We start from the raw sequence: 18,992 nt of genomic DNA, 5'->3' as shown, positions 1-18,992 counted from the left end.
CCGTCGGTCAGCGGGAGCCCAGCCCGAAGACCCGCTCGGCGTTGGTCTGGTACAGCGCCTTCTTCGTCGCCGCGTCCACACCCAGGTTGTCGTGCGTGCGGACCTCGTCCACCTCGTACTGGTACGGGTAGTCCATCGCGTAGAGCACGCGGTCGGCACCCAGGACGTCCTGGCAGAACCGGATCGCCGGCTCCCAGGCCATCCCGCTCGTGGTGATGTAGACGTTCTCCCGCATGTACTCGCTGATCGTGCGCTTGATCGGCTTCATCGACTCGTACCGCTGCGCGCGCACGGTGGCGGCGTGCATGTGGTCGAGCCGGAACAGCCAGAACGGCAGCGCCTCGCCCGCGTGACCGACGACGATCCGCAGCTTCGGGAACCGGTCGAAGACGCCCGCGGTGATGATCCGCAGCAGGTGCAGACCGGTCTCCACGCCGAAGCCGTAGATGGCACCGTCCAGACCCGCCTCCTGGAACGGGCGGATCATGTCCTTCGGCAGGCCGGTCGGGTGGATGTAGATCGGCACGTCGAGGGCCTCGGCGGCCTCGAAGATCGGCCAGTACTCCTGGTCGGAGAGGTACCGGCCCTGCGTGTGGGAGTTGACCACCGCGCCGCTGAGACCGAGTTCGGTCACGCCCCGGCGCAGCTCCTCGGCGGCGGCCGCCGGGTCCTGGGGGGCGATCGCGGCGAGCCCGCTGAACCGGTCGGGGTGCCGGCGGATGGCGTCGGCCAGCACGTCGTTGGTCGACCGGGCCAGGGCGACGCCCTCGGCGGTGTCGAGGACCTGCACGCCCGGGGCGGTCAGCAGCAGCAGCTGCCGGTCGATGCCGGTCGCGTCCATGTCGGCGATGCGCTCCTCGCCGAGGTCCAGGAGGCGGCGCTTGATGTTCTGCGGGCGCTCGGCCTGGCTGGCGGTGTAGAAGCCGGCCAGCCCGACGAAGCCGGGGTCGGCGCCGGGCTCGGCCATCTTGCGGTCCCAGGCGTCGAACAGGTCCTGGGTGGCCCAGGCCTCCTCGGTGGCGATGCGCAGGTAACCCTGGGACCCGCCGGTGCGGGGCGTGTCGTCGGTCATGGGTGCTGTTCCTCCATTGGCGGTGTGGGTGGTGGCCGGGGCAGGCCTCAGCCGACGACGACCTCGTCCAGGTCGACCTCGTCCTCGATCAGGCCGTACCGGAGCATCAGCTCCTGGATGAGCTCCAGCGACTCGCGGTCGCTGGCGCCCTGCCACAGGTTGATCCGCACGTCCGCCGCCAGCTCGGGCGAGATGTCGCTGATCTCCGGCAGGGCGGTGCGGAACGCCTCGGGGTCCTCGCGGATGGCGTCGGCGGTCGCCTGGACGCCGGCCAGGAAGGCCTCGGCGATCTCGGGGTTCTCCTGGACGAACTGCTGGCTCATCACGTACGTGCCGATCTGCAGGCCGGGCTTGGCCGACGTGTAGGGGCGCTCGACGATCTTGAGCCCCTGCTGCTCGGCGGCGGTGACGAACGGCTCGATGAGCAGCGCGGCCTCGACGTCCCCGTTGATCACGGCCGGGGCCATGTCCGGGAAGGGCAGCTCGACGAACTGGACGCTGTCGGCGGCGAGGCCGGCGTCCTCCAGCAGCGACCCGATGACGATGTCGTTGATGTTGCGCAGCGTGTTGACGGCGACGCGCTGGCCGGCCAGCTGCTCGATGCCGGTGATCGGGCTGTCGCCGGCGACCATGATCGCCGAGAAGTCCTGCTCGGGCTCCTCGGAGGTGCTGGTGCCGCCGGCCACCATCCGCAGCGGGAGGCCCTGCTCGGCGGCCACGAGCACCGACACGACGTTGGAGCCGGCGACGTCGAGGTCGCCGCCGATCAGCTGCGGGATGACGGTGGCGCCGCCGGCCGACGAGGAGATCTCGAGGTCGAGGCCGGCCTCCTCGAAGTAGCCCTCGCGCTGACCGTAGGTCAGGAAGTTCAACGGAGCGCCGGCGGTGTCGGCGACGGTGACCGTCGTCAGCTCCTGGGCGCCGCCGGACGCGGAGCCGGAGTCCGACCCCCCGGCGTCGGGGTCGCCTCCGCAGGCGGCCAGGAACAGGGCCGCGGTCGCGAGGGCTGCGGCGGGACGGAACCGGGGCATGGGGATGGTGCTCCTCTCGAGACGGGATGACCGGCTGTGATGGGCACCACCCGGTCGCCCAAGACGTTAGCTTGCGTTCCGCCCGTTGACCTAGTTCTCCGAGACGATTCCGTTGGGAGGAATGCAGCGCCGGTGTCGGCGGCTCAGTGCAGGTACCCGCCGCCGTCACAGACGACGGTCTGACCGGTGACCATCCGGGCGTCGGGGCCGCACAGGAACGAGACCAGCCCGGCGAGGTCCTCCGGGCGGACCCGGCGCGGAATGGCCTGCTGGGCCATGGTCCGGTCGAAGTCCTCCTCGGCGTTGTACTGCTCGGTCCCCGGGGTGGCGACCTGCCCCGGCATCACCGCGTTCACGGTGACCCCGTGCGGGCCGAGCTCCCGGGCGAGCACCCGGGTCATGCCGATGACCGCGCCCTTGCTCGCGACGTAGGCGAGCTGGCCGGGGCTGCCGGTGAAGAAGGTGCGCGAGGCGACGTTGACCACGCACCCCCGGTCGGAGGCCACCAGCCACGGGTGCGCCGCCTGGGTGGCCAGCGCGCCGCCGACGGCGTTGACCGTCAGATAGCGCAGGAGTTCCTCCTTGCCCGACTCCAGGTAGGGCCGGCGCGGCGAGATCAGGCCCGCGTTGTTCACCAGGACGTCGATGCCGCCCGACTGCTCGGCGACCGTCCCCATGGCGGCCGCCAGGTCGTCGGGCTCGGTGACGTCGCAGCGGATCCAGTCGGTCGTCGCGTCGTCCTCGGGCTCGAGCACGTCGAGCACGGTGACCCGGTGCCCGTCGGCGTCCAGCCGCTCGGCGAGCGCTCGGCCGATGCCGCGCGCGCCGCCGGTGACCACGGCGGTGGTCGCAGCGCCGTCCCGGCCGGGCCCGGGAGAACCGGACATGCGCGGACTCCTCCCTCCCGCGGGCGGGGTGCCCGCTCGAGCCGGGGATCCTCCCCGGCGCCCCTCAGCGCGCCGGGGCGAGGTCCTCCCGCACCAGCGACTCCCGGTCGGACTCCAGCACGTCCGCGGCGGCCACCACGATGTTGGGGTCCGGCCGGCCGACGACCGACTCGTCCTTGCCCTCGTAGGGCAGCGAGCAGAGCACGACGCGCAGTGCCTCGAGCCGCGCCCGCTTCTTGTCGTTGCTCTTGATCACCGTCCAGGGCGCGTACTCGGTGTCGGTGACGGCGAAGATGGCCTCCTTGGCCGCCGTGTAGTCGTCCCACTTGTCGAGCGAGGCGAGGTCGGTGGGGGAGAGCTTCCACTGCCGCACCGGGTCGATGGCCCGCACGATGAAGCGGGTCCGCTGCTCGCGCCGGGACACCGAGAACCAGAACTTGACCAGGTGGATGCCGCTGTCCACCAGCATCCGCTCGAACTCCGGGCACTGGCGCATGAAGCGCTGGTACTGCTCCTCCGTGGCGTAGCCCATCACCCGCTCGACGCCGGCGCGGTTGTACCAGGACCGGTCGAACAGCACGATCTCGCCGGCGGCCGGCAGGTGCTGCACGTAGCGCTGGAAGTACCACTGCGTCTGCTCGCGCTCCGACGGCTTGTCCAGCGCGACCACGGTGGCCCCGCGCGGGTTGAGGTGCTCGGTGAAGCGCTTGATGGTGCCGCCCTTGCCGGCGGCGTCCCGGCCCTCGAAGACGACGACCACCTGCTGCCCGGTCTCCTTCACCCACCCCTGCAGCCGCAGCAGCTGGATCTGCAGCCGCCGCTTCTCCAGCTCGTAGTCCTTGCGCGGGAGCCGCTCCTCGTACGGGTAGCCCTCCCGCCAGGTCTCGACCCGGGCGCCGTCCGGGCCGTACAGCTCGCCGTCGTCGTCCCAGTCCTCGTCGGAGTGCTCGTCGGGGAGCGCCTGCAGCCGGTACCGGGACACGTCGATCTCGCTCACGCAGGCTCCTCGCTGGCGCTCGTCGCCGCGTTCGCGGCGCTGCTGTGACCACTCGTGAGCTCGCACGCTCGCTCACGTCTGCGCAGTACCCGGCAGCGGACCCCTCCCATGCCCCGCTGCCATGCTGACCGGCGTGTCCGACCCCTTCGACACCGCTCGGCTGCGCCGGCGGGTGCTCGCCGCCTGGTCCGACTCCCCGGCGCGCTTCCGCGAGGACGCCAACGCCGAGGAGGACCTCGTCCGCGGGGGGTACCGCGACCGGCTGCTCGTGGAGCTGGCCCAGAACGCCGCCGACGCCGCCGCGCGGGCCGGCGTCCCGGGACGGCTGCGGCTGGAGCTCACCGGGGACGGCGCCGGTGGCGAGGTGCTCCGGGCCGCCAACACCGGCGCGCCGCTGGACGCCGAGGGGGTCGCGGGGCTGGCGTCGCTGCGCGCCTCGGCCAAGCGCGACGAGGCCGGCACCGTCGGCCGCTTCGGCGTCGGGTTCGCCGCCGTGCTGGCGGTCTGCGACGAGCCGGCGGTGCGCTCCACCTCCGGGGGTGTCGCGTTCAGCGCGGCGCGCACCCGCGCCGAGGTCGCCGCGGTGCCGGCACTGGCCGGGGAGCTGGCCCGGCGCGAGGGCGGGGTGCCGGTGCTGCGGCTGCCCTGGCCCGACCCGGTGTGCCCGCCCGAGGGGTTCGCCACCGAGGTGGTCCTGCCCCTGCGGCCCGGTGCCCGCGCCGCCGTCCGGATCGCGCTGGCGGAGTTCGAGGCCGAGCTGCTGCTCGCGCTGCCGACCCTGGCCGCGGTCGACGTCGTCCTCGACGGCGCGACCCGCTCGATCGCCGTCCGGCACGCCGGGGACGGCGCCCAGGTCACCGACGGCACCCGGACGACGGTCTGGCGGCTGGCCCGGCGCGCGGGCTCGCTGGCTGCCGAGCTGCTCGCCGACCGGCCGGTCGAGGAGCGAGCCCGCCGGGCCTACACCGTCACCTGGGCCGTGCCGGTGGACGACGGCGGCCGGCCGGTGCCCCTGCCGGTGCCGCAGCGGGTGCACGGCCCGACCCCCAGCGACGAGCCGCTGACCCTGCCCGCCCGGCTCGTCGCGCCCTTCCCGATGGGGCCCGACCGCCGGCGGGTGCTGCCCGGACCGGTCACCGACGCCCTGGTGGCGGTCGCGGGGGAGACCTACGCCGACCTGCTGGCCGGGCTCCCGGCCGATCCGGCCGTGCTCGCGCTGGTGCCCCGCGTCGGGCTGGCCGCCGGGGAGCTCGACGCGGCCCTGGGAACGGCGGCCCTGGAGCGGCTGCGCGGCAGGGCGTGGCTGCCGGTCGCCGGGCACGACCGGGACCGCCAGTCGCCGGGACGGGCCGCCGCGCTGGCCGAGCCGAGCGAGGAGCGGGTCGCGGCGCTCGTCGACGTCGTGCCCGGGCTCCTGCCGGCCGGCTGGTCCCGGCGCACCGACGCGCCCGCGCTGGCCGCGCTCGGCGCGCGGCGGGTCGGCACCGCCGACGTGGTCGAGGCGGTGCGCGGCGTGGACCGGCCGCCGGCCTGGTGGGCGGCCCTGTACGCAGCGCTGGACGGCGCCGACCGCGAGGAGCTGGCCGCCCTGCCGGTGCCGCTCGCCGACGGGCGGACCGCGCACGGCCCGGCCGGCGTGCTGCTGCCCGACCCCGCGCTGCCGGTGGCGCGGCTCGGCCCGCTCGGGCTGCGGGTGGCCGCTCCCGAGGCGGTCGCCCCCGCCGCCGCGCGCCGGCTGCTGGAGCGGCTGGGGGCGGTTCCGGCGACCGCCGCGAGCGTGCTCGCCGACCCCGGCGTGCGCGCGGCGGTCGAGGGGTCGGTGGACGCGGTGGACGACGGCTGGGACGCCGGGGCCGACCCCGCCGCCCTCGCCGAGGCGGTGCTCGCGCTGGTCGCCGCGGCCGGGACCGCGCCCGGCGACCTGCCGTGGCTGGCCGAGCTCGCGCTGCCCGACGCCGAGGGCGGCTGGGCGCCGGCCGGGGAGCTGGTGCTGCCGGGGTCGCCGTTCGCCGCGGCGCTCGAGCCGGGTGCCCTCGGCACGCTGGACGCGTCGGTCGAGGCGGACCCCGCCGCGCTGCGGGCGGTCGGCGTGCTCGACGGCTTCGCGTCCACCACCGCCGAGGACCCCGACGACCTCGACGTCGACGGGGTGGAGGACTGGCTGGACGCGGTGCTCGACCGGCTGCCCGCCGGGGCGCCTCCGCCGCGGTGGCCGGCGCTGACCGCCGTCCGGGACCTCGAGCTGGTCGCCGACTGGGGGCGGGCGCTGCCACTGCTGGCCGGACTGCCCGCGGCGGCGTGGGCGGACGTCGTCCTCGACGGGGTCGCGGTGCCCGGCCACCTGCGCTGGTGGCTGCTCACCCACCCGGTGCTCGACGGGCGCCGTCCGGACCGCCTGCGGTCCCCGGACGCGCCGGAGCTGCAGGGACTGTACGAACCGGCGCGGGCCGATGCCGCGCTGCTGGCCCTGCTGCGCCCGCCCGCGTCGGTGGCCGACGTCCTGGCCGACGTCGAGGGCGCGCTCGACCTGCTCGACCGGCTCGGGGACCCGCGCCGCAGCGTCCACCCGTCGGTCCTGCCGACGGTGTACGCCCGGCTGGCCGCGGCGCTGGACGGGGTGGACGTCGAGCCGCCGGACCGGGTGCGCGTGGCACCGGATCGGGTCGTCCCGGCCGAGGACGCCGTGGTGCTCGACGTGCCGTGGGTACAGCCACTGGTCCGGTCGGGGCTCGTGCCGGCCGGGGGTGCGCCCGGGCCCGTCGCCGACCTGCTGGACCTCCCGCTGGCCGGGGAGGTGGTGCGGGCGCGGGTGGAGAGCAGCCCGGTGCGGCGGCTGCGGTGGGCCGACGTGCCGGGCGCGGAGCTGGCCGCCGCCCGGCTCGGCGCGGCCGTCCCCGCCACCGAGGTGGCGGTGCACGATCGGCTGTTGGTGGGCGGCCGGGGAGCGCGGTGGTGGCCCGACGGCGACGTGGACCACGTCGACGGCACGCCGGCCGCGCTGGGCCGGGCGCTGGCCTGGCGGGCGGGGGCGTGGCCGCTGCGCCAGGCGCTGGCCGAGGCGTTCGCCGAGCCCGACGCCGGCGACGCGCTGGCCGCCGAGGACGGCGTGGCGCCCTGAGGAGCGCGGATCGCGAACCGAGCACGCCGCCGGTCCGGGAACCGGACCGGCGGCGCGTCCCTCGGTAGCGGGTCTCGTGGATCAGTACCAGCGCGGCACGGCCTTGGCCCCGGGCGCGTGGCCGTGGGCCGACGGCCGACCGCCGCCCCGGCCGGCCGGTGCCCCGGCGGTCGGCGCCGCCTGCCTGCTGCGCCAGCAGTCGTAGAGCGACCGCCACTGCGCGGCGGTGAGGGCGGCGGCCCGGGTCGTGGGGGACAGGCCCTCCTGGCGCAGCCAGCGGATGCCGGCCGTCCCGGGCAGCTGCGACCGCAGGGCGGCACCCAGCGCCGCGCCGGGCTTGGCCAGGACGGCGGCGGCCAGGCGGTCGAACGCCGCGGCGTCCTCGGTGGGGAGGTCGTCGCGGGCGGTGGCGGGTGCGCCGTCGAGGGCGCGGTGGGGGCGTGACATGGCAGACCTCCGGAGGAGGGCAGGGCTGCGCGCACGGCGCAACCGCGTATCAGGGAGGAGTGCCCGCGCGGGGCGGGCGGACGGCGGGGAGCTGGGCTCGACCCGCGGTGCGTGTCGCTCGGGTGGGATCAGGACCGCATGACGAGGACGGTAGGACGACACCACCGCGGCCGTCGACCGCTTTTCGGCGACCGTCGGTGTCAGCGGGGCGAGCGGCCGGCCTTGCGCTGCCGGTTCGCCTCCCACCGGGCCTTGTCCCGCGCGCGGGCGTCGGCGTTCTTCTCCCACTGCTCCGCACGACGCCGCGCCCGGGCCAGTTCCCGCTCCTCGAACGTGGAGTGCTGGTCCCAGTCGCGGGCCAGCAGGGCCACGATCCACAGGCACAGGCCGACGACGGCGAGGAAGGTGGCGAGGATCGGGTCGAGGGTCAGGAAGGCGGCCGCCGTCCCGGCGACCCAGATCCCGCCCCACACCGCCAGACGCATCGACACCGCCCCAGTATCCCCCGGTCGCGGGGCGTCCTCCCCGGCCGTCCAGGGCGGTTGGACTCTTGCTTCCTCGGCGGTGGGTCCCTACGGTCGACACCAGCGGTTCAACAGTCAGCCGTGGAACCCGTGCTGGATCCGTTCCGCAGGTGCCCACCCGCGCGGCTGGAACGGCTCCACCCCCGAGAGGGGTCCCGTGACCGCTACCTCCCTGTCGCCCACCGACGACCTCGTGTCGATCACGGTGGCCGGCACGTCGTCCACCGCTGCCCTCACCGTCGCCGGCGAGGTCGACTCCTCGTCCGCCCCCGTACTCCGGACCGCCGTCGACCAGGCCCTCGCCCGGGGCGTCCGCGAGCTCGTCGTCGACCTCGACGCCGTCACCTTCCTCGACTCGGCCGGGCTCTGCGTCCTCGCGGCCGCCCACCGCAGCGCCTCTCTGCAGGGCGTCCGGCTGCGCGTGCTCGCCTCGGGCAGCGCCGTCATCCGGCCGCTGCAGATCACCGGACTGTGGGAGCTCCTGGCCGTGGAGCTGGTGCAGCCGGGCGCCGGCGCCGCCTGACGGCGCTCCCACCGGCGCGGGACGGGCGCGGCCGCCGGGCCGCCGCTCCGCCCCGGGCACTCCTCCGTCCCCCCGGATGGCGCACACTCGTAGTCGCCGACGTGCCCTGACGAGGAGGACCCCGTGCGAGATGCGGTCATCTGCGAGCCCCTGCGGACCCCGGTCGGGGGCTTCGGCGGCTCGCTGCGCGACGTACCCGTGCAGGAGCTGGCCGCCACCGTGATCCGCGCGGTCATGGAGCGCACCGGCCTGCCGCCGGAGTCGGTGGACGACGTCCTGCTCGGCCACTGCTACCCGACGATGGACGCCCCGGCGCTGGGCCGGGTGGCGGCGCTGGACGCCGGCCTGCCGGTCACCGCCTCCGGTCTGCAGATCGACCGGCGCTGCGGCTCGGGGCTGCAGGCGGTCCTCTACGCGGCGATGCAGGTGCAGTCCGGCGTCTCCGACGTCGTCCTCGCCGGTGGTGCCGAGTCGATGAGCAACGCGCCCTTCTACTCGACGGCGATGCGCTGGGGGGTCAAGGCCGGCCCCGGGGTCATGCTGCAGGACGGTCTGGCCCGCGGCCGGGTGACCGCCGGCGGCCAGAACCACCCCGTGCCCGGCGGCATGCTGGAGACGGCGGAGAACCTCCGGCGGGAGTACGGGATCGGGCGCGAGGAGCAGGACGAGTACTCCGTCCGCAGCCACCAGCGCGCCGCGGCCGCCACCGAGGCCGGCCGCTTCGCCGACGAGATCGTCCCCATCACCGTGAAGAGCCGGAAGAGCGAGACCGTCGTCGACCGCGACGAGCACATCCGGCCCGACTCCAGCGTCGAGACCCTGGCCAAGCTGCGGCCGATCCTCGGCAAGGACGACCCGGACGCCACCGTCACCGCCGGCAACGCCAGCGGCCAGAACGACGGCGCCGCGATCGCGATCGTCACCTCGCCGGAGAAGGCCGCCGAGCTCGGGCTGCGCCCGCTCGCCCGGCTGGTCTCCTGGGGCGTCGGCGGCGTGCCGCCCAAGACCATGGGCATCGGCCCGGTCCCGGCGACGGCGAAGGCGCTGGCCCAGGCCGACGTGAAGCTCTCCGACGTCGACCTGATCGAGCTCAACGAGGCCTTCGCCAGCCAGGTGCTCGCGGTGACCCGCGAGTGGGGCTTCACCGAGAGCGACTTCGAGCGCACCAACGTCAACGGCTCGGGCATCTCGCTGGGCCACCCGGTCGGCGCCACCGGCGGCCGCATCCTGGCCACCCTGCTGCGCGAGATGGAGCGCCGCGACGCCCGCTACGGCCTGGAGACGATGTGCATCGGCGGCGGCCAGGGCCTGGCTGCCCTCTTCGAGCGCGTCTGAACAAGGACCCCGAGAAGGACCCCGTCCTCCCCACCGCTCGGAGAAGGACCCCGCCCCCGTCGGTTGTCGCGACAACCGACGGGGGGGGTTCAGGACGACGGGTCGCGGTCGGGGTAGCGGGCCCGGGCGAGGGCGTACAGGCCGAACGCGGCGAACCCGGCCGCGACGCCGCCGAGCAGCCACGGCCCCGCCCGCACCCCGGCGATCGCGGTCATCGCGCCGTCCAGGCCGGTCGCGGTGGAGACGTCGGCCGAGGTCGCGGCCCGCCACAGCAGCACGCCGACCAGACCGAACGCGACCCCCTTGGCGACGTAGCCGACCCGCCCGACGGCGAGGATGAGCGGCTCCCACCGGTCGGGGGCCGCCGGCAGGTCGATGTCCTTCATGAACCCGCCGGTGACCCCGCGCAGCAAGCTGTAGGCGCCGACGGCGACCACCCCGGTCGCGACCGCGGCCACCAGCGCGGCTCCGCCGGGGATCTCCAGCGTCTCGCCGGTCAGCTCGCGCAGCCGCTGGTCGGCCTCGTACTCCGCGCCGACGGCGAACAGCAGGGCGGTGCCCCCGAGAACGGCGTAGACGGTGGCCTTGGCCAGGCACCGGGCGCAGACGAACGCCGTCCGCCGCCGGTGCGCGCCGTCGAGCAGCCCGCGCCACCACAGCAGCACCTCGCCGGCCTGCCACAGCGCCAGCGCCAGCAGCCCCAGGCCGATGAGCCACAGGAGGACCAGGCCGCCGGGGGAGCCGGCGACCGTGTGCAGCGCACCGGTCTGGTCGGCGTCGGTGCGCCCGGAGCCCCGCGCCAGCTGGAGGGCCAGCCAGCCGATGAGCAGGTGCACCGCCCCGTAGGCGACCAGCCCGATCCGCGCCACCGCCTCCAGCACCGGGTGGTCGGTGACCTCCCGGGCGTGGTGGACCGCCCGGTGCACACGGTCCAGCAGCGAGCGCGGCGAGGGCACCGCACGATGGTGCCCCAGAGCTGATGACCTCGCCCCCGGGCCTGCCTCGGCCGGGGACGGCTCTTGCGGCCCCGTCCAGGGCACCGCCGCGAGCGTGCGAGCGGTGGGGAGGAGGGGGTCCTTCCTCAGGTGCGCTCGGGGTAGCGGGCCCGCACGAAGCAGAACGCCCCGAACGCGGCGATGCCCAGTGCGACGAGGGTGAGCAGCACCTGGCCGAACGGGGCGTCGAGCACGGTGCGCAGGGCGCCGTCCAGGCCACTGGCCTTGGCCGGGTCGAAGGTGATCGCGGCGTAGACCAGCAGGGCTCCCACCAGGCCCAGCGCGACGCCCTTGGCGGGGAAGCCGACCAGGCCGAGCTTCTCGACCAGGTTCCGCGTCCGCGGGGGCGCCTGGCCCAGGTCGATCTGCTTGAGGAAGCGCTTGGAGACGCCCTTGTAGACGAGGTAGACGCCGACGCCGATCACGACCAGCCCCACCAGCCCGACCAGCCATCGGCCGGCCGGCCAGCCGAAGACGCCGGCGGTCTGCTGCTGTTGCTGCCCGGAGCTGGACTGCCCGCCGCCGGTGGCGAAGCGGATCGCGAGGATCGCCAGCGCGGCGTACACGATCGCCTTGGCCACCGACTTGACGATCTTGGTGACCGCCTTCTTGCGGGCGTCGCCGGAGGCCGACAGGCCCTGGCGCCAGCGGAGCACCTCGCCGGCCTGCCACAGCGCCAGCGCGATCAACCCGATGGCCAGCACCCACAGCAGCGGCTTGCCCAAGGGCTGCTGGGCCAGCGTGGACAGCGCGCCGGACTGGTCGGCCGACTGGCCGCCCCCGCCCCAGGCCAGCTGCAGCGCCAGCCAGGCGATCAGCAGGTGCACGACGCCGTAGGCGATCAGCCCGACCCGGGCCAGGTTCTCGAGGGCGTCGCTGTTGCCCGCCCGGTCCGCCGCGCCTGCGGCCGACCCCACCGTCCCGCGCCCGCTCATGGCCGGCTCCTCTCCGTCCCCACCTCGTCGAGGGGGCAGATCAGCGTGGCACAGGACGGACGTCTCCGCTGGTCGGAGCCGGGTCCGGGGCCGAGTCCGGGGTGGGGAGCCGCCACCAGAAGGCGGTGAAGAAGAAGCCCTCGCGCAGTCCGGCGGAGTGGCAGGCCACGTGGTCGGCGTGCAGTGCCTCCTGGCAGCGGATGTCGGTGCCCGGCAGGAGGTCGGGGCAGCGCTCGGTGTCCGGGGGGACGCCGGTGCCGGTGATGGGCGGGGAGTCGAACGCGCGCGGGGTCAGCGTCTCGCGGCGGGGGTGGCTCAGTCGGGCGGCGGAGGCGTTCACGGTTTCCCTCGGGCGCAGGGGGGTGCGGACGACACCACGGTCCCGCGCCCGGCCTCCCGGCGTACCGGATCCGGCCGCCGGGAGGCCGGGCGTGCCGCGGGTCGCAGCCGCCTGTGGTGGACACTGGCACCCGTGGTGGACACCGGCTCGAGGACGGCGCAGGCGACGACCCCGGAGGCGGCCCGCCGGGCGTGGCCCCGGTGGGTGGCCGGCGGCGTCGCGCTGCTCGTCGTCGCGGGCGTCGCGGTCTTCTGGGACGCGGCTGGGGCGCGGCTGCTGCTCGGGGTGGTGGGCGCGCTCGCCGTGGCGCGCGGCGTCGTCCTGACCCGGGCCGGGGACCGGAGTCCCGGTGCCGTGGCGGTCGGCGCCGGGCTCGCCGCGGCCGCCGTCGCGGTCGCCTCCGGCGGCCTCGCCGCGTGGGTGCTGCTGGCCGCCGTCCCGGCCGGGCTGCTGGCCGGGGCCGTCCTGCTGCTGCGCCGCGGGGGCGCGGTGCGCCGCAGCGGTCAGGCCGCGCTGGTCTGGTGGGCCCTGGTGACCACGCTCCTGGGAGTCACCGGGACGCTCAGCACCTGGACCCGAGCCGCCGACGGCGCCGCGGTGGTCGCGGCGCTGGCCGTCGGCCTGCTCGGGGTCGTCGTCCTCGTCGGCGGGGTCAACCTGCGGACGCTGGCCGCGCGGCCGCCGGCACCGGCCCGTCCGGCCGCCTGCGCGGGGTGCGCCTGCAGCGCCGGGGGCTGCGGCGCCTTCGGCTGAGCCGGAGCACGGGCGCGGCGCGCCGGGAGAGGCCGGTCCCGTTTCGGTTACGGGGTGCCCGGTGCGGGGCACCCGGGTTGCGTGACCGGACACGTCTTCGTGGTCGGCGCCGACCTGCGCCGCCTGGTGTGCGACGACGTCCTCGTGCCGACCGACCGCTCGGCGCGGGTGACCGCCGGGTGGCAGGAGCTGCTCCCGCCGGACCTGGTGGCCCACGCGGACGGCGACGGCGTCTGCCTCGACCTGCGCTGGAACGGCGGCGAGCGGGCGATGCAGGTGCCCGGCGACGGGTCCCCGCGGCTGTGGCTGGTGGACACCGTCGACGGCGCCGACCGCGACGCCGACTCCGACGACGCCCTCCCGTGGCTGCTCGACGGCGCCCGCGAGGCGCTGGCCGCGGTCGCCCGCCGGGAGGTGCCCGAGCCGGTGCACGGGCGGGCCCGCCGGCTGGTCGCCCTGCCGGCTCTCGGCACCGGCTGGGGCGGAGCCGGCGGCTGGCGCGGCACGCTGCTGCAGCAACTGCTGCCCGTGCTCCGCGAGGCGGCGGCCGAGCACGGCTTCGACGTCGCCCTCGTCCTGCGCGGGCCCAGCGACCTGGCCGCGGCCCAGCGGGTGCGCCGCGGCGACGAGCACAGCTGGGACCTGCCCGACCACCTGATGACGCTGGCCGAGGACCTCGGCGAGCGCGCCCGGCGGGGGCAGCTGGCCGCGTTCATCGGCGCCGGCGTCAGCGCGGCGGCGGGCCTGCCCACCTGGGAGGAGCTGCTCGACGAGCTGGCCGAGCGGTCCGGGCTGGACGACGGACTGCGCACCGGGCTGTCCGGTCTGCCGGCCCAGGACGCCGCCGCGCTGCTGGCCCGGGAGCTGGGCCGCGGGCAGCTGGAGTCCTTCGTCGAGGAGCGCTTCGGGCCGGCGCACTACGCGCTGGCGCACGCGCTGATCGCCGACCTGCCGGTGCAGGAGTTCGTCACCACCAACTACGACCCGCTGGTCGAGCTCGCCGCCGCCGACATCGGGCGCGAGCTGACCGTGCTGCCCTTCGACGACCCGGAGCCCGGCCGGCCGTGGCTGCTCAAGCTGCACGGCGACGCCGCGCACCCGGAGAGCATCGTCCTGACCCGCGAGGAGTACCTGCAGTTCGGCGACTCCCGCGCCGCGCTGGCCGGCGTCCTGCACTCGCTGCTGCTCACCCGGCACGTGCTCTTCGTCGGCACCTCGATGCAGGACGACGACCTCATCCGGATCGCCCACCAGGTGCGCACCGCCATCCAGGCGCCCGGCGCGGCGCCCCGCCGGCGCAGCGGCACGGTCCTGGCGCTCCAGGAGGACCCGGCGCGGGCCCGGCTGTGGGAGCGGGACGTCGAGACCGTGGCCATCTCGCCGGCCGGCACGTCGCCGGCCGAGGCGGCCCGGCTGCTCGAGGTGCTGCTCGACCTCATCGGCTGCCTGTCCACGCCGCCGACCGGCTACCTGCTCGACCCGGCCTACCGGGGCCTGCTCAACGAGGAGGAGCGGGCGCTGGCCGAGGCGCTGGCCACGGTCGAGCGCGCCGTGCCCGAGCGGACCGGCACCTCGGCGACCGGTGAGGTGGCCGCCCTGCTGCGCCGGCTCGGCTCGCGGACCTGCGCCTCCGAGCCGCCGGCCGACGGGCCGACCGACCGGGCCGACGACCGGCTGCAGCAACAGCGCCCCGGCTGACGCAGGGGGGCGGTGTGAGGCCGCGGCGGCCTGGGCAGGGGCGGGGCATGCGCCGACCCCGGTGGGAGAACAGCCTGAACGCCGTCGCCAAGGGCTACGGCTGGCTGCCCGACAAGCGCCGGTCGCAGGGGCGGCGCACCGTCTCCGCCCGGCTGCTCGGGCTGCCCGTGGTCGGCATCGTGGGCCCGGACGCGGCGCGCTTCCTCTACGACGAGGACCACGTCCGCCGCTCGCACGCCATCCCCGAGCCGGTGCAGGGCACCCTGTTCGGCAAGGGCGCCGTGCACACCCTCGACGGCTCCGAGCACCGCGTCCGCAAGGCCGTGTTCGTCGCGCTGCTGATGGACGACGACCGCATCGGCCGGCTGGTCGAGCGGGTGACCGCCGCCTGGGACGCCGCCGCCCCCGGCTGGGTGCGGCAGGAGCGGATCGTCCTGTTCGAGGAGGCGCGGGTCGTGCTCACCCGCGCGGTGTGCGACTGGGCCGGCGTCCCCCTGGCCGACGACGAGGTGCCCGGGGTGGCCCGCGACCTCACCGCGCTGGTGGACGGCTTCGCCACCGGCGGGCCCCGGCACTGGCGGGCACGGCGCGCCCGCGGACGGCTGGAGGCCCGGCTGTCCCGGCTGGTGGCGGACGTCCGCAGCGGGGCGGCGACCGTGCCCGGGGGCTCGGTGGTCGACGTCCTCTCGGGGCACCGGGACGCCGACGGGGAGCAGCTGGACCCCCACGGAGCCGCGGTCGAGCTGCTCAACGTCATCCGGCCGACCGTGGCGATCAGCTGGTTCGTCGCGTTCTCCGGGCACGCCCTGGTGCGGTGGCCGCAGTACCGCGAGCGGCTGGCCACCGGGGACGTGGCGTTCGCCGAGGCGTGGGCGCACGAGGTGCGCCGCTTCTACCCTTTCGCACCCTTCATCGGCGGGCGGGCGCCCCGCGAGGTGGAGTGGGACGGCGAGCGGATCCCGAAGCACGCCATGGTGCTGCTGGACCTCTACGGGCAGGACCACGACGCCGACCTGTGGGGCGACCCCTACACCTTCCGCCCCGAGCGCTTCCTCGGCCGGGAGATCGGCGCCTTCGAGCTGGTGCCGCAGGGAGGCGGGGACCCGCGGACCACCCACCGCTGCCCGGGCGAGCAGCTGACGGTCGCGGTGCTGGCGGCGCTCGCCGTCCGGCTGGCCCGGCTGCAGGTCGACGTCCCCGAGCAGGACCTCAGCATCTCGCTGCGCCGGATCCCGGCGGTCGTGGCCAGCGGCGTGGTGCTGGAGGTGCGGGGCGGCCGCTGAGAGTGCAGCCGCGTCGTCGCGCTCCGCAGCGGGCGCGCCGGAGGCGGTCCTGGGTGTCGGTGCCCCATGGTCTCATCGGAGCCGACCCGGGGGAGGACGTCGATGAGCAGGCTGCTCGCACCGTTGATCGCGATCGTCGGTCTGGTGGCGCTCGCCGTCGGCCTCGTGTGGGCCGAGCTCGAGGTCACCTCCATGGGCGGCGTGCGCCTGGTCGGCGTCGGCGCGCTGGCGCTGCTCGCCGCGGCCGCGCTCGCCGGCGTGCACGAGAGCGGGGCCCGGGCGTCCCGGCGGCGCCGCGTCGCCCGCTCCTGACCCGAGCCCGCTCCTGACCGCGCCCGCTACTGAGCTGCGCCCGCGGGTGCCGGGCCCAGCCCGGCGTCGCGGGCCAGCGCCACCGCCTCCGCGCGGCTGGCCGCGTGCAGCTTGGTGAGCACGTCGGAGACCCGGTTGCGCACCGTCTTCTCCGACAGGAACAGCCGGGCGGCGATCGCGGCGTTGGGCAGACCGTGCGCGACCAGGTCGAGCACCTCCCGCTCCCGGTCGGTGAGCTCGGGGAACGGCACGGCCGCCGAGCGCGCCCGGGACGAGGCGAAGAACGCCAGCACCCGGTCGGCGATCCGCGGGCCGAACACCGCCTCGGAGCGGGCGGCGGCGCGCACCGCCCGGAGGATGTCGGCGGCCTCGGACTCCTTGAGCAGGTAGCCCCGCGCTCCCGCGCGCAGCGCCGCGAACACCGAGTCGTCGTCGTCGCTCATGGTCAGCACGACCACGGCGGTCCCCGGGTGGGTCGCGCTGATCCGCGCGGTGGCGGCGACCCCGCCGGTGCCGGGCATGCGCAGATCCATGAGGACGACGTCGGGCCGGTGCCGCTCGACCGCCGCGACCGCCGCCTCGCCGTCGGCCGCGGTGCCAACCACCTCGACGTCGTCGGCGTCGCCCAGGGAGTCGGCGACCCCGTCCCGGTAGACCGGGTGGTCGTCGACGACCAGCACGCGGATGGCCCTCACCGGGCGGCCAGGGGGAGTCGGGTGCGCACGGTAGTCCCTCCACCGGGGGTCGGATCGATCTCCAGGGTGCCGCCCACCTCGGCGGCGCGTTCCCGCATGCTGGTCGAGCCGACGCCGGGCACCGCGTCCGGGGCCACGCCGGTGCCGTCGTCGGCCACCTCGACCAGCAGGTCGCCGTCCGCGACCGCGAGGGTGACCCGGCAGGTCGCGGCGCCGGAGTGGCGGACGGCGTTGGTCACCGCCTCGGCGGCGATCCGGTAGGCGGCCACCTCCACCGCCGCCCGCAGCGGCGGCAGCTCCCCGGCCACGACGGTGACCGGCGCGGGCGCGTCCCCGGCGGCGGCGGCGGCGGGCACGGGCAACCGGTAGGCGGCGACGTGCTCGCGGAGCGCGCCGGCCAGGCCCAGCTCGTCGAGGGCCGGCGGGCGCAGGTCGTCGACGGCCCGGCGGACGGCGGCGACGGTGCGCCGCATCTGGTCACGCAGCCGGCCGGCCAGCGCGGCGAGGTCGGGCTCGCCGGACAGCTTCCCCGCCAGGCGCTCCAGCTGCAGCGCCATGCCGGCCAGCTCGGGGCCGACGCCGTCGTGCAGGTCGTGCCGCAGCCGGCGGCGCTCCTCCTCCCGGCCGGCGACGATCCGCTCGCGGCTGGCCTGAAGGTCGGCGACCAGGCCGGCGGCCCACACCAGGGTGGCGGCGCGGCGGGCGACGTCGTCCAGCGCGCCCTTCTCCGGGCGCCGCCAGCGCTCGCCTGGGGACCGGTGGGTGACGTGCAGCTCGCCCACCGGCTCGCCGAGCGAGGTGAGCGGGAGGACGTCGGTGTCGGCGGCGTCGGGCGCCGGACCGGCGGACGTCGTGGGCGCCAGCCGCGGATCGGCCGGGACGACGGCGACCCGCGGCAGCCGCAGTACGCGGGCCACCTCGTCGACCAGCGCCTGCAGGGCGTCGGCCGGGCCGCCCGCGACGTCGAGCGTGGAACCCACGCGGGTCGCGACGGCCAGCGGGTCCCGCCGCTCTCCGTAGAGCAGCCGGTCGACCGCCCGCTGCGCCCGCTCCCAGCCGGCCGCGGCGGCCAGCGCGGCGACCGCGGCCGCGGCGACGGCGAACCGCCGCTCCCCGGCGCTGAACTCCCCGACCACGGCGACCAGCCCGCCGTAGGCGAGCAGCAGCAGCACCGACAGCAGGGTGAAGACCACCGCGCGGCTGACCACCTGGCCGACGTCGAACAACCCGTGCCGGAGGACGGCGACCGCCACCGCCAGCGGCACCGCGGCGAAGCCCAGGGCGAAGAAGGCGCTGGTGAGGACGGGCAGGTCGACGACGAGGGAGGCCAGCGTGCCGACGACCAGCACCGAGGCGCCGAGCACCAGCCACTGCAGCTGGGTCCGCTCGACCCCGGTGGAGTGCCGCATGCGCACCACCAGGGCGGCCACGCCGACCGGCCCGCCGACGAGGAAGACCGCCATCGAGCAGACGATGAGCACGTAGTTGGGCCACAGCGCGTCGGTGAGGTGCCACGGGTTGGTCAGCCGCGGGTCGACGTCCAGCTCGGTGGGCCGGATCATCGCCGCGACGGTGCCCGCGACGACGACGGTGACCAGGAGCCGGGCCACCGGCCGCCAGCGTGGGGAGGGCAGCCGGCCGGTCGGGAAGTACAGGGGCACCAGCGCGACGACCACGTAGTAGGTGGCGAAGCCCCAGGCCGCCGTCCAGGTCGCCAGGTCGGGGAGGAAGCCGGTGTCGCCATCGACCAGGACCGCGCGCACCGCGTACTCGCCGGCCAGCAGGTAGGGGCCGGTGAGCGCGCTGGTCATCAGCAGCCAGCCGACCAGGTTGCCCGGCCGGCGCCGCAGCACCAGCGCGCCGACCAGGGGGTAGAGCAGGCCGAGGACGGCGTCGCTGGCCTCGACCGGCACGCCGGCGTCGGTCCAGGCGCCCATGGCGACGGCGGCGAGCGTGCAGGAGACGCCGACCGCGGCGAGCAGCCCGGGCAGCCAGCACGGGGCGGTCGGCGGGGGCACGGCCGACATCCTGCCCGGCGGGAGGCCGC

18 protein-coding genes are annotated in these 18,992 nt (G+C 76.3%); 7 read left to right on the top strand and 11 right to left on the bottom strand.

Translation table 11 applies throughout. The annotated features are described in order from the left end of the window. Positions 1–7: 7 nt before the first annotated feature. The 4 genes from PGN05_RS18820 to ppk2 all read right to left on the bottom strand — a co-directional run bounded on the left by PGN05_RS18820 (position 8) and on the right by ppk2 (position 3,987). Entirely contained in the window at positions 8–1,072 is a 1,065-nt protein-coding gene (locus tag PGN05_RS18820) for an amidohydrolase family protein (RefSeq protein WP_419754099.1), read from the bottom strand. A 47-nt stretch (positions 1,073–1,119) separates the two neighbouring features. Then, complete coding sequence (locus tag PGN05_RS18815; RefSeq protein WP_419754098.1) at positions 1,120–2,103, bottom strand: ABC transporter substrate-binding protein; 984 nt, start codon at positions 2,101–2,103, stop codon at positions 1,120–1,122. Between the two features lie 143 nt (positions 2,104–2,246). Then, the gene (locus PGN05_RS18810; RefSeq protein ID WP_419754097.1) at positions 2,247–2,990 is read right to left on the bottom strand and encodes an SDR family NAD(P)-dependent oxidoreductase; all 744 of its coding nucleotides are present in this window, start codon (positions 2,988–2,990) and stop codon (positions 2,247–2,249) included. 64 nt (positions 2,991–3,054) lie between these two features. Next, positions 3,055–3,987: a polyphosphate kinase 2 gene (gene ppk2 / locus PGN05_RS18805; protein ID WP_419754096.1), complete on the bottom strand. Its 933-nt coding sequence runs from the start codon at positions 3,985–3,987 to the stop codon at positions 3,055–3,057. Between the two features lie 133 nt (positions 3,988–4,120). Here ppk2 and PGN05_RS18800 point away from each other — a divergent pair, with 133 nt between their 5' ends. Further along, the gene (locus tag PGN05_RS18800) at positions 4,121–7,105 is read left to right on the top strand and encodes a sacsin N-terminal ATP-binding-like domain-containing protein (RefSeq protein WP_419754095.1); all 2,985 of its coding nucleotides are present in this window, start codon (positions 4,121–4,123) and stop codon (positions 7,103–7,105) included. Positions 7,106–7,186: 81 nt separating this feature from the next. On the opposite strand, the gene PGN05_RS18795 is transcribed toward PGN05_RS18800, so the two are convergent. Together PGN05_RS18795 and PGN05_RS18790 are read right to left on the bottom strand one after the other, a co-directional pair. Next, positions 7,187–7,552 (bottom strand): hypothetical protein, encoded by a 366-nt coding sequence (locus PGN05_RS18795; protein WP_419754094.1) that lies wholly within the window; start codon positions 7,550–7,552, stop codon positions 7,187–7,189. Between the two features lie 200 nt (positions 7,553–7,752). Next, positions 7,753–8,043 (bottom strand): hypothetical protein, encoded by a 291-nt coding sequence (locus PGN05_RS18790; protein ID WP_419754093.1) that lies wholly within the window; start codon positions 8,041–8,043, stop codon positions 7,753–7,755. 190 nt (positions 8,044–8,233) lie between these two features. Here PGN05_RS18790 and PGN05_RS18785 point away from each other — a divergent pair, with 190 nt between their 5' ends. Further along, positions 8,234–8,599 carry an STAS domain-containing protein gene (locus PGN05_RS18785; RefSeq protein ID WP_419754092.1) on the top strand — a complete coding sequence of 122 codons (366 nt, stop codon included), beginning with the start codon at positions 8,234–8,236 and terminating at the stop codon, positions 8,597–8,599. A gap of 123 nt (positions 8,600–8,722) precedes the next feature. Next, positions 8,723–9,934 carry an acetyl-CoA C-acetyltransferase gene (locus PGN05_RS18780; protein ID WP_419754091.1) on the top strand — a complete coding sequence of 404 codons (1,212 nt, stop codon included), beginning with the start codon at positions 8,723–8,725 and terminating at the stop codon, positions 9,932–9,934. A gap of 89 nt (positions 9,935–10,023) precedes the next feature. On the opposite strand, the gene PGN05_RS18775 is transcribed toward PGN05_RS18780, so the two are convergent. From PGN05_RS18775 to PGN05_RS18765, 3 genes are all read right to left on the bottom strand, one after another. Next, positions 10,024–10,890, bottom strand: coding sequence for a DUF1206 domain-containing protein (locus tag PGN05_RS18775; protein ID WP_419754090.1), 867 nt, complete (start codon positions 10,888–10,890; stop codon positions 10,024–10,026). A 125-nt stretch (positions 10,891–11,015) separates the two neighbouring features. After that, entirely contained in the window at positions 11,016–11,864 is an 849-nt protein-coding gene (locus tag PGN05_RS18770) for a DUF1206 domain-containing protein (protein ID WP_419754089.1), read from the bottom strand. 40 nt (positions 11,865–11,904) lie between these two features. Further along, positions 11,905–12,204 (bottom strand): hypothetical protein, encoded by a 300-nt coding sequence (locus tag PGN05_RS18765; protein WP_419754088.1) that lies wholly within the window; start codon positions 12,202–12,204, stop codon positions 11,905–11,907. A gap of 132 nt (positions 12,205–12,336) precedes the next feature. On the opposite strand from PGN05_RS18765, the gene PGN05_RS18760 reads away from it, so the two are divergent. The 4 genes from PGN05_RS18760 to PGN05_RS18745 all read left to right on the top strand — a co-directional run bounded on the left by PGN05_RS18760 (position 12,337) and on the right by PGN05_RS18745 (position 16,250). Continuing rightward, entirely contained in the window at positions 12,337–12,957 is a 621-nt protein-coding gene (locus tag PGN05_RS18760) for a hypothetical protein (RefSeq protein WP_419754087.1), read from the top strand. 81 nt (positions 12,958–13,038) lie between these two features. Next, entirely contained in the window at positions 13,039–14,655 is a 1,617-nt protein-coding gene (locus PGN05_RS18755) for an SIR2 family protein (RefSeq protein ID WP_419754086.1), read from the top strand. Between the two features lie 47 nt (positions 14,656–14,702). Next, the gene (locus tag PGN05_RS18750; protein ID WP_419754085.1) at positions 14,703–15,938 is read left to right on the top strand and encodes a cytochrome P450; all 1,236 of its coding nucleotides are present in this window, start codon (positions 14,703–14,705) and stop codon (positions 15,936–15,938) included. A 102-nt stretch (positions 15,939–16,040) separates the two neighbouring features. Further along, complete coding sequence (locus tag PGN05_RS18745) at positions 16,041–16,250, top strand: hypothetical protein (RefSeq protein WP_419754084.1); 210 nt, start codon at positions 16,041–16,043, stop codon at positions 16,248–16,250. Positions 16,251–16,276: 26 nt separating this feature from the next. Here PGN05_RS18745 and PGN05_RS18740 read toward each other — a convergent pair whose 3' ends face one another. Beyond that, entirely contained in the window at positions 16,277–16,945 is a 669-nt protein-coding gene (locus tag PGN05_RS18740) for a response regulator (RefSeq protein ID WP_419754083.1), read from the bottom strand. Continuing rightward, positions 16,942–18,963 carry a sensor histidine kinase gene (locus PGN05_RS18735; protein WP_419754082.1) on the bottom strand — a complete coding sequence of 674 codons (2,022 nt, stop codon included), beginning with the start codon at positions 18,961–18,963 and terminating at the stop codon, positions 16,942–16,944. Before PGN05_RS18735 ends, PGN05_RS18740 begins: the two co-directional genes overlap by 4 nt. Positions 18,964–18,992 lie beyond the last annotated feature (29 nt).

It is taken from the genome of Geodermatophilus sp. CPCC 206100, assembly GCF_048569675.1.
In the GTDB taxonomy this organism is placed as follows: Bacteria; Actinomycetota; Actinomycetes; order Mycobacteriales; family Geodermatophilaceae; genus Geodermatophilus.
This window is presented reverse-complemented; position numbering and strand designations above follow the sequence as displayed.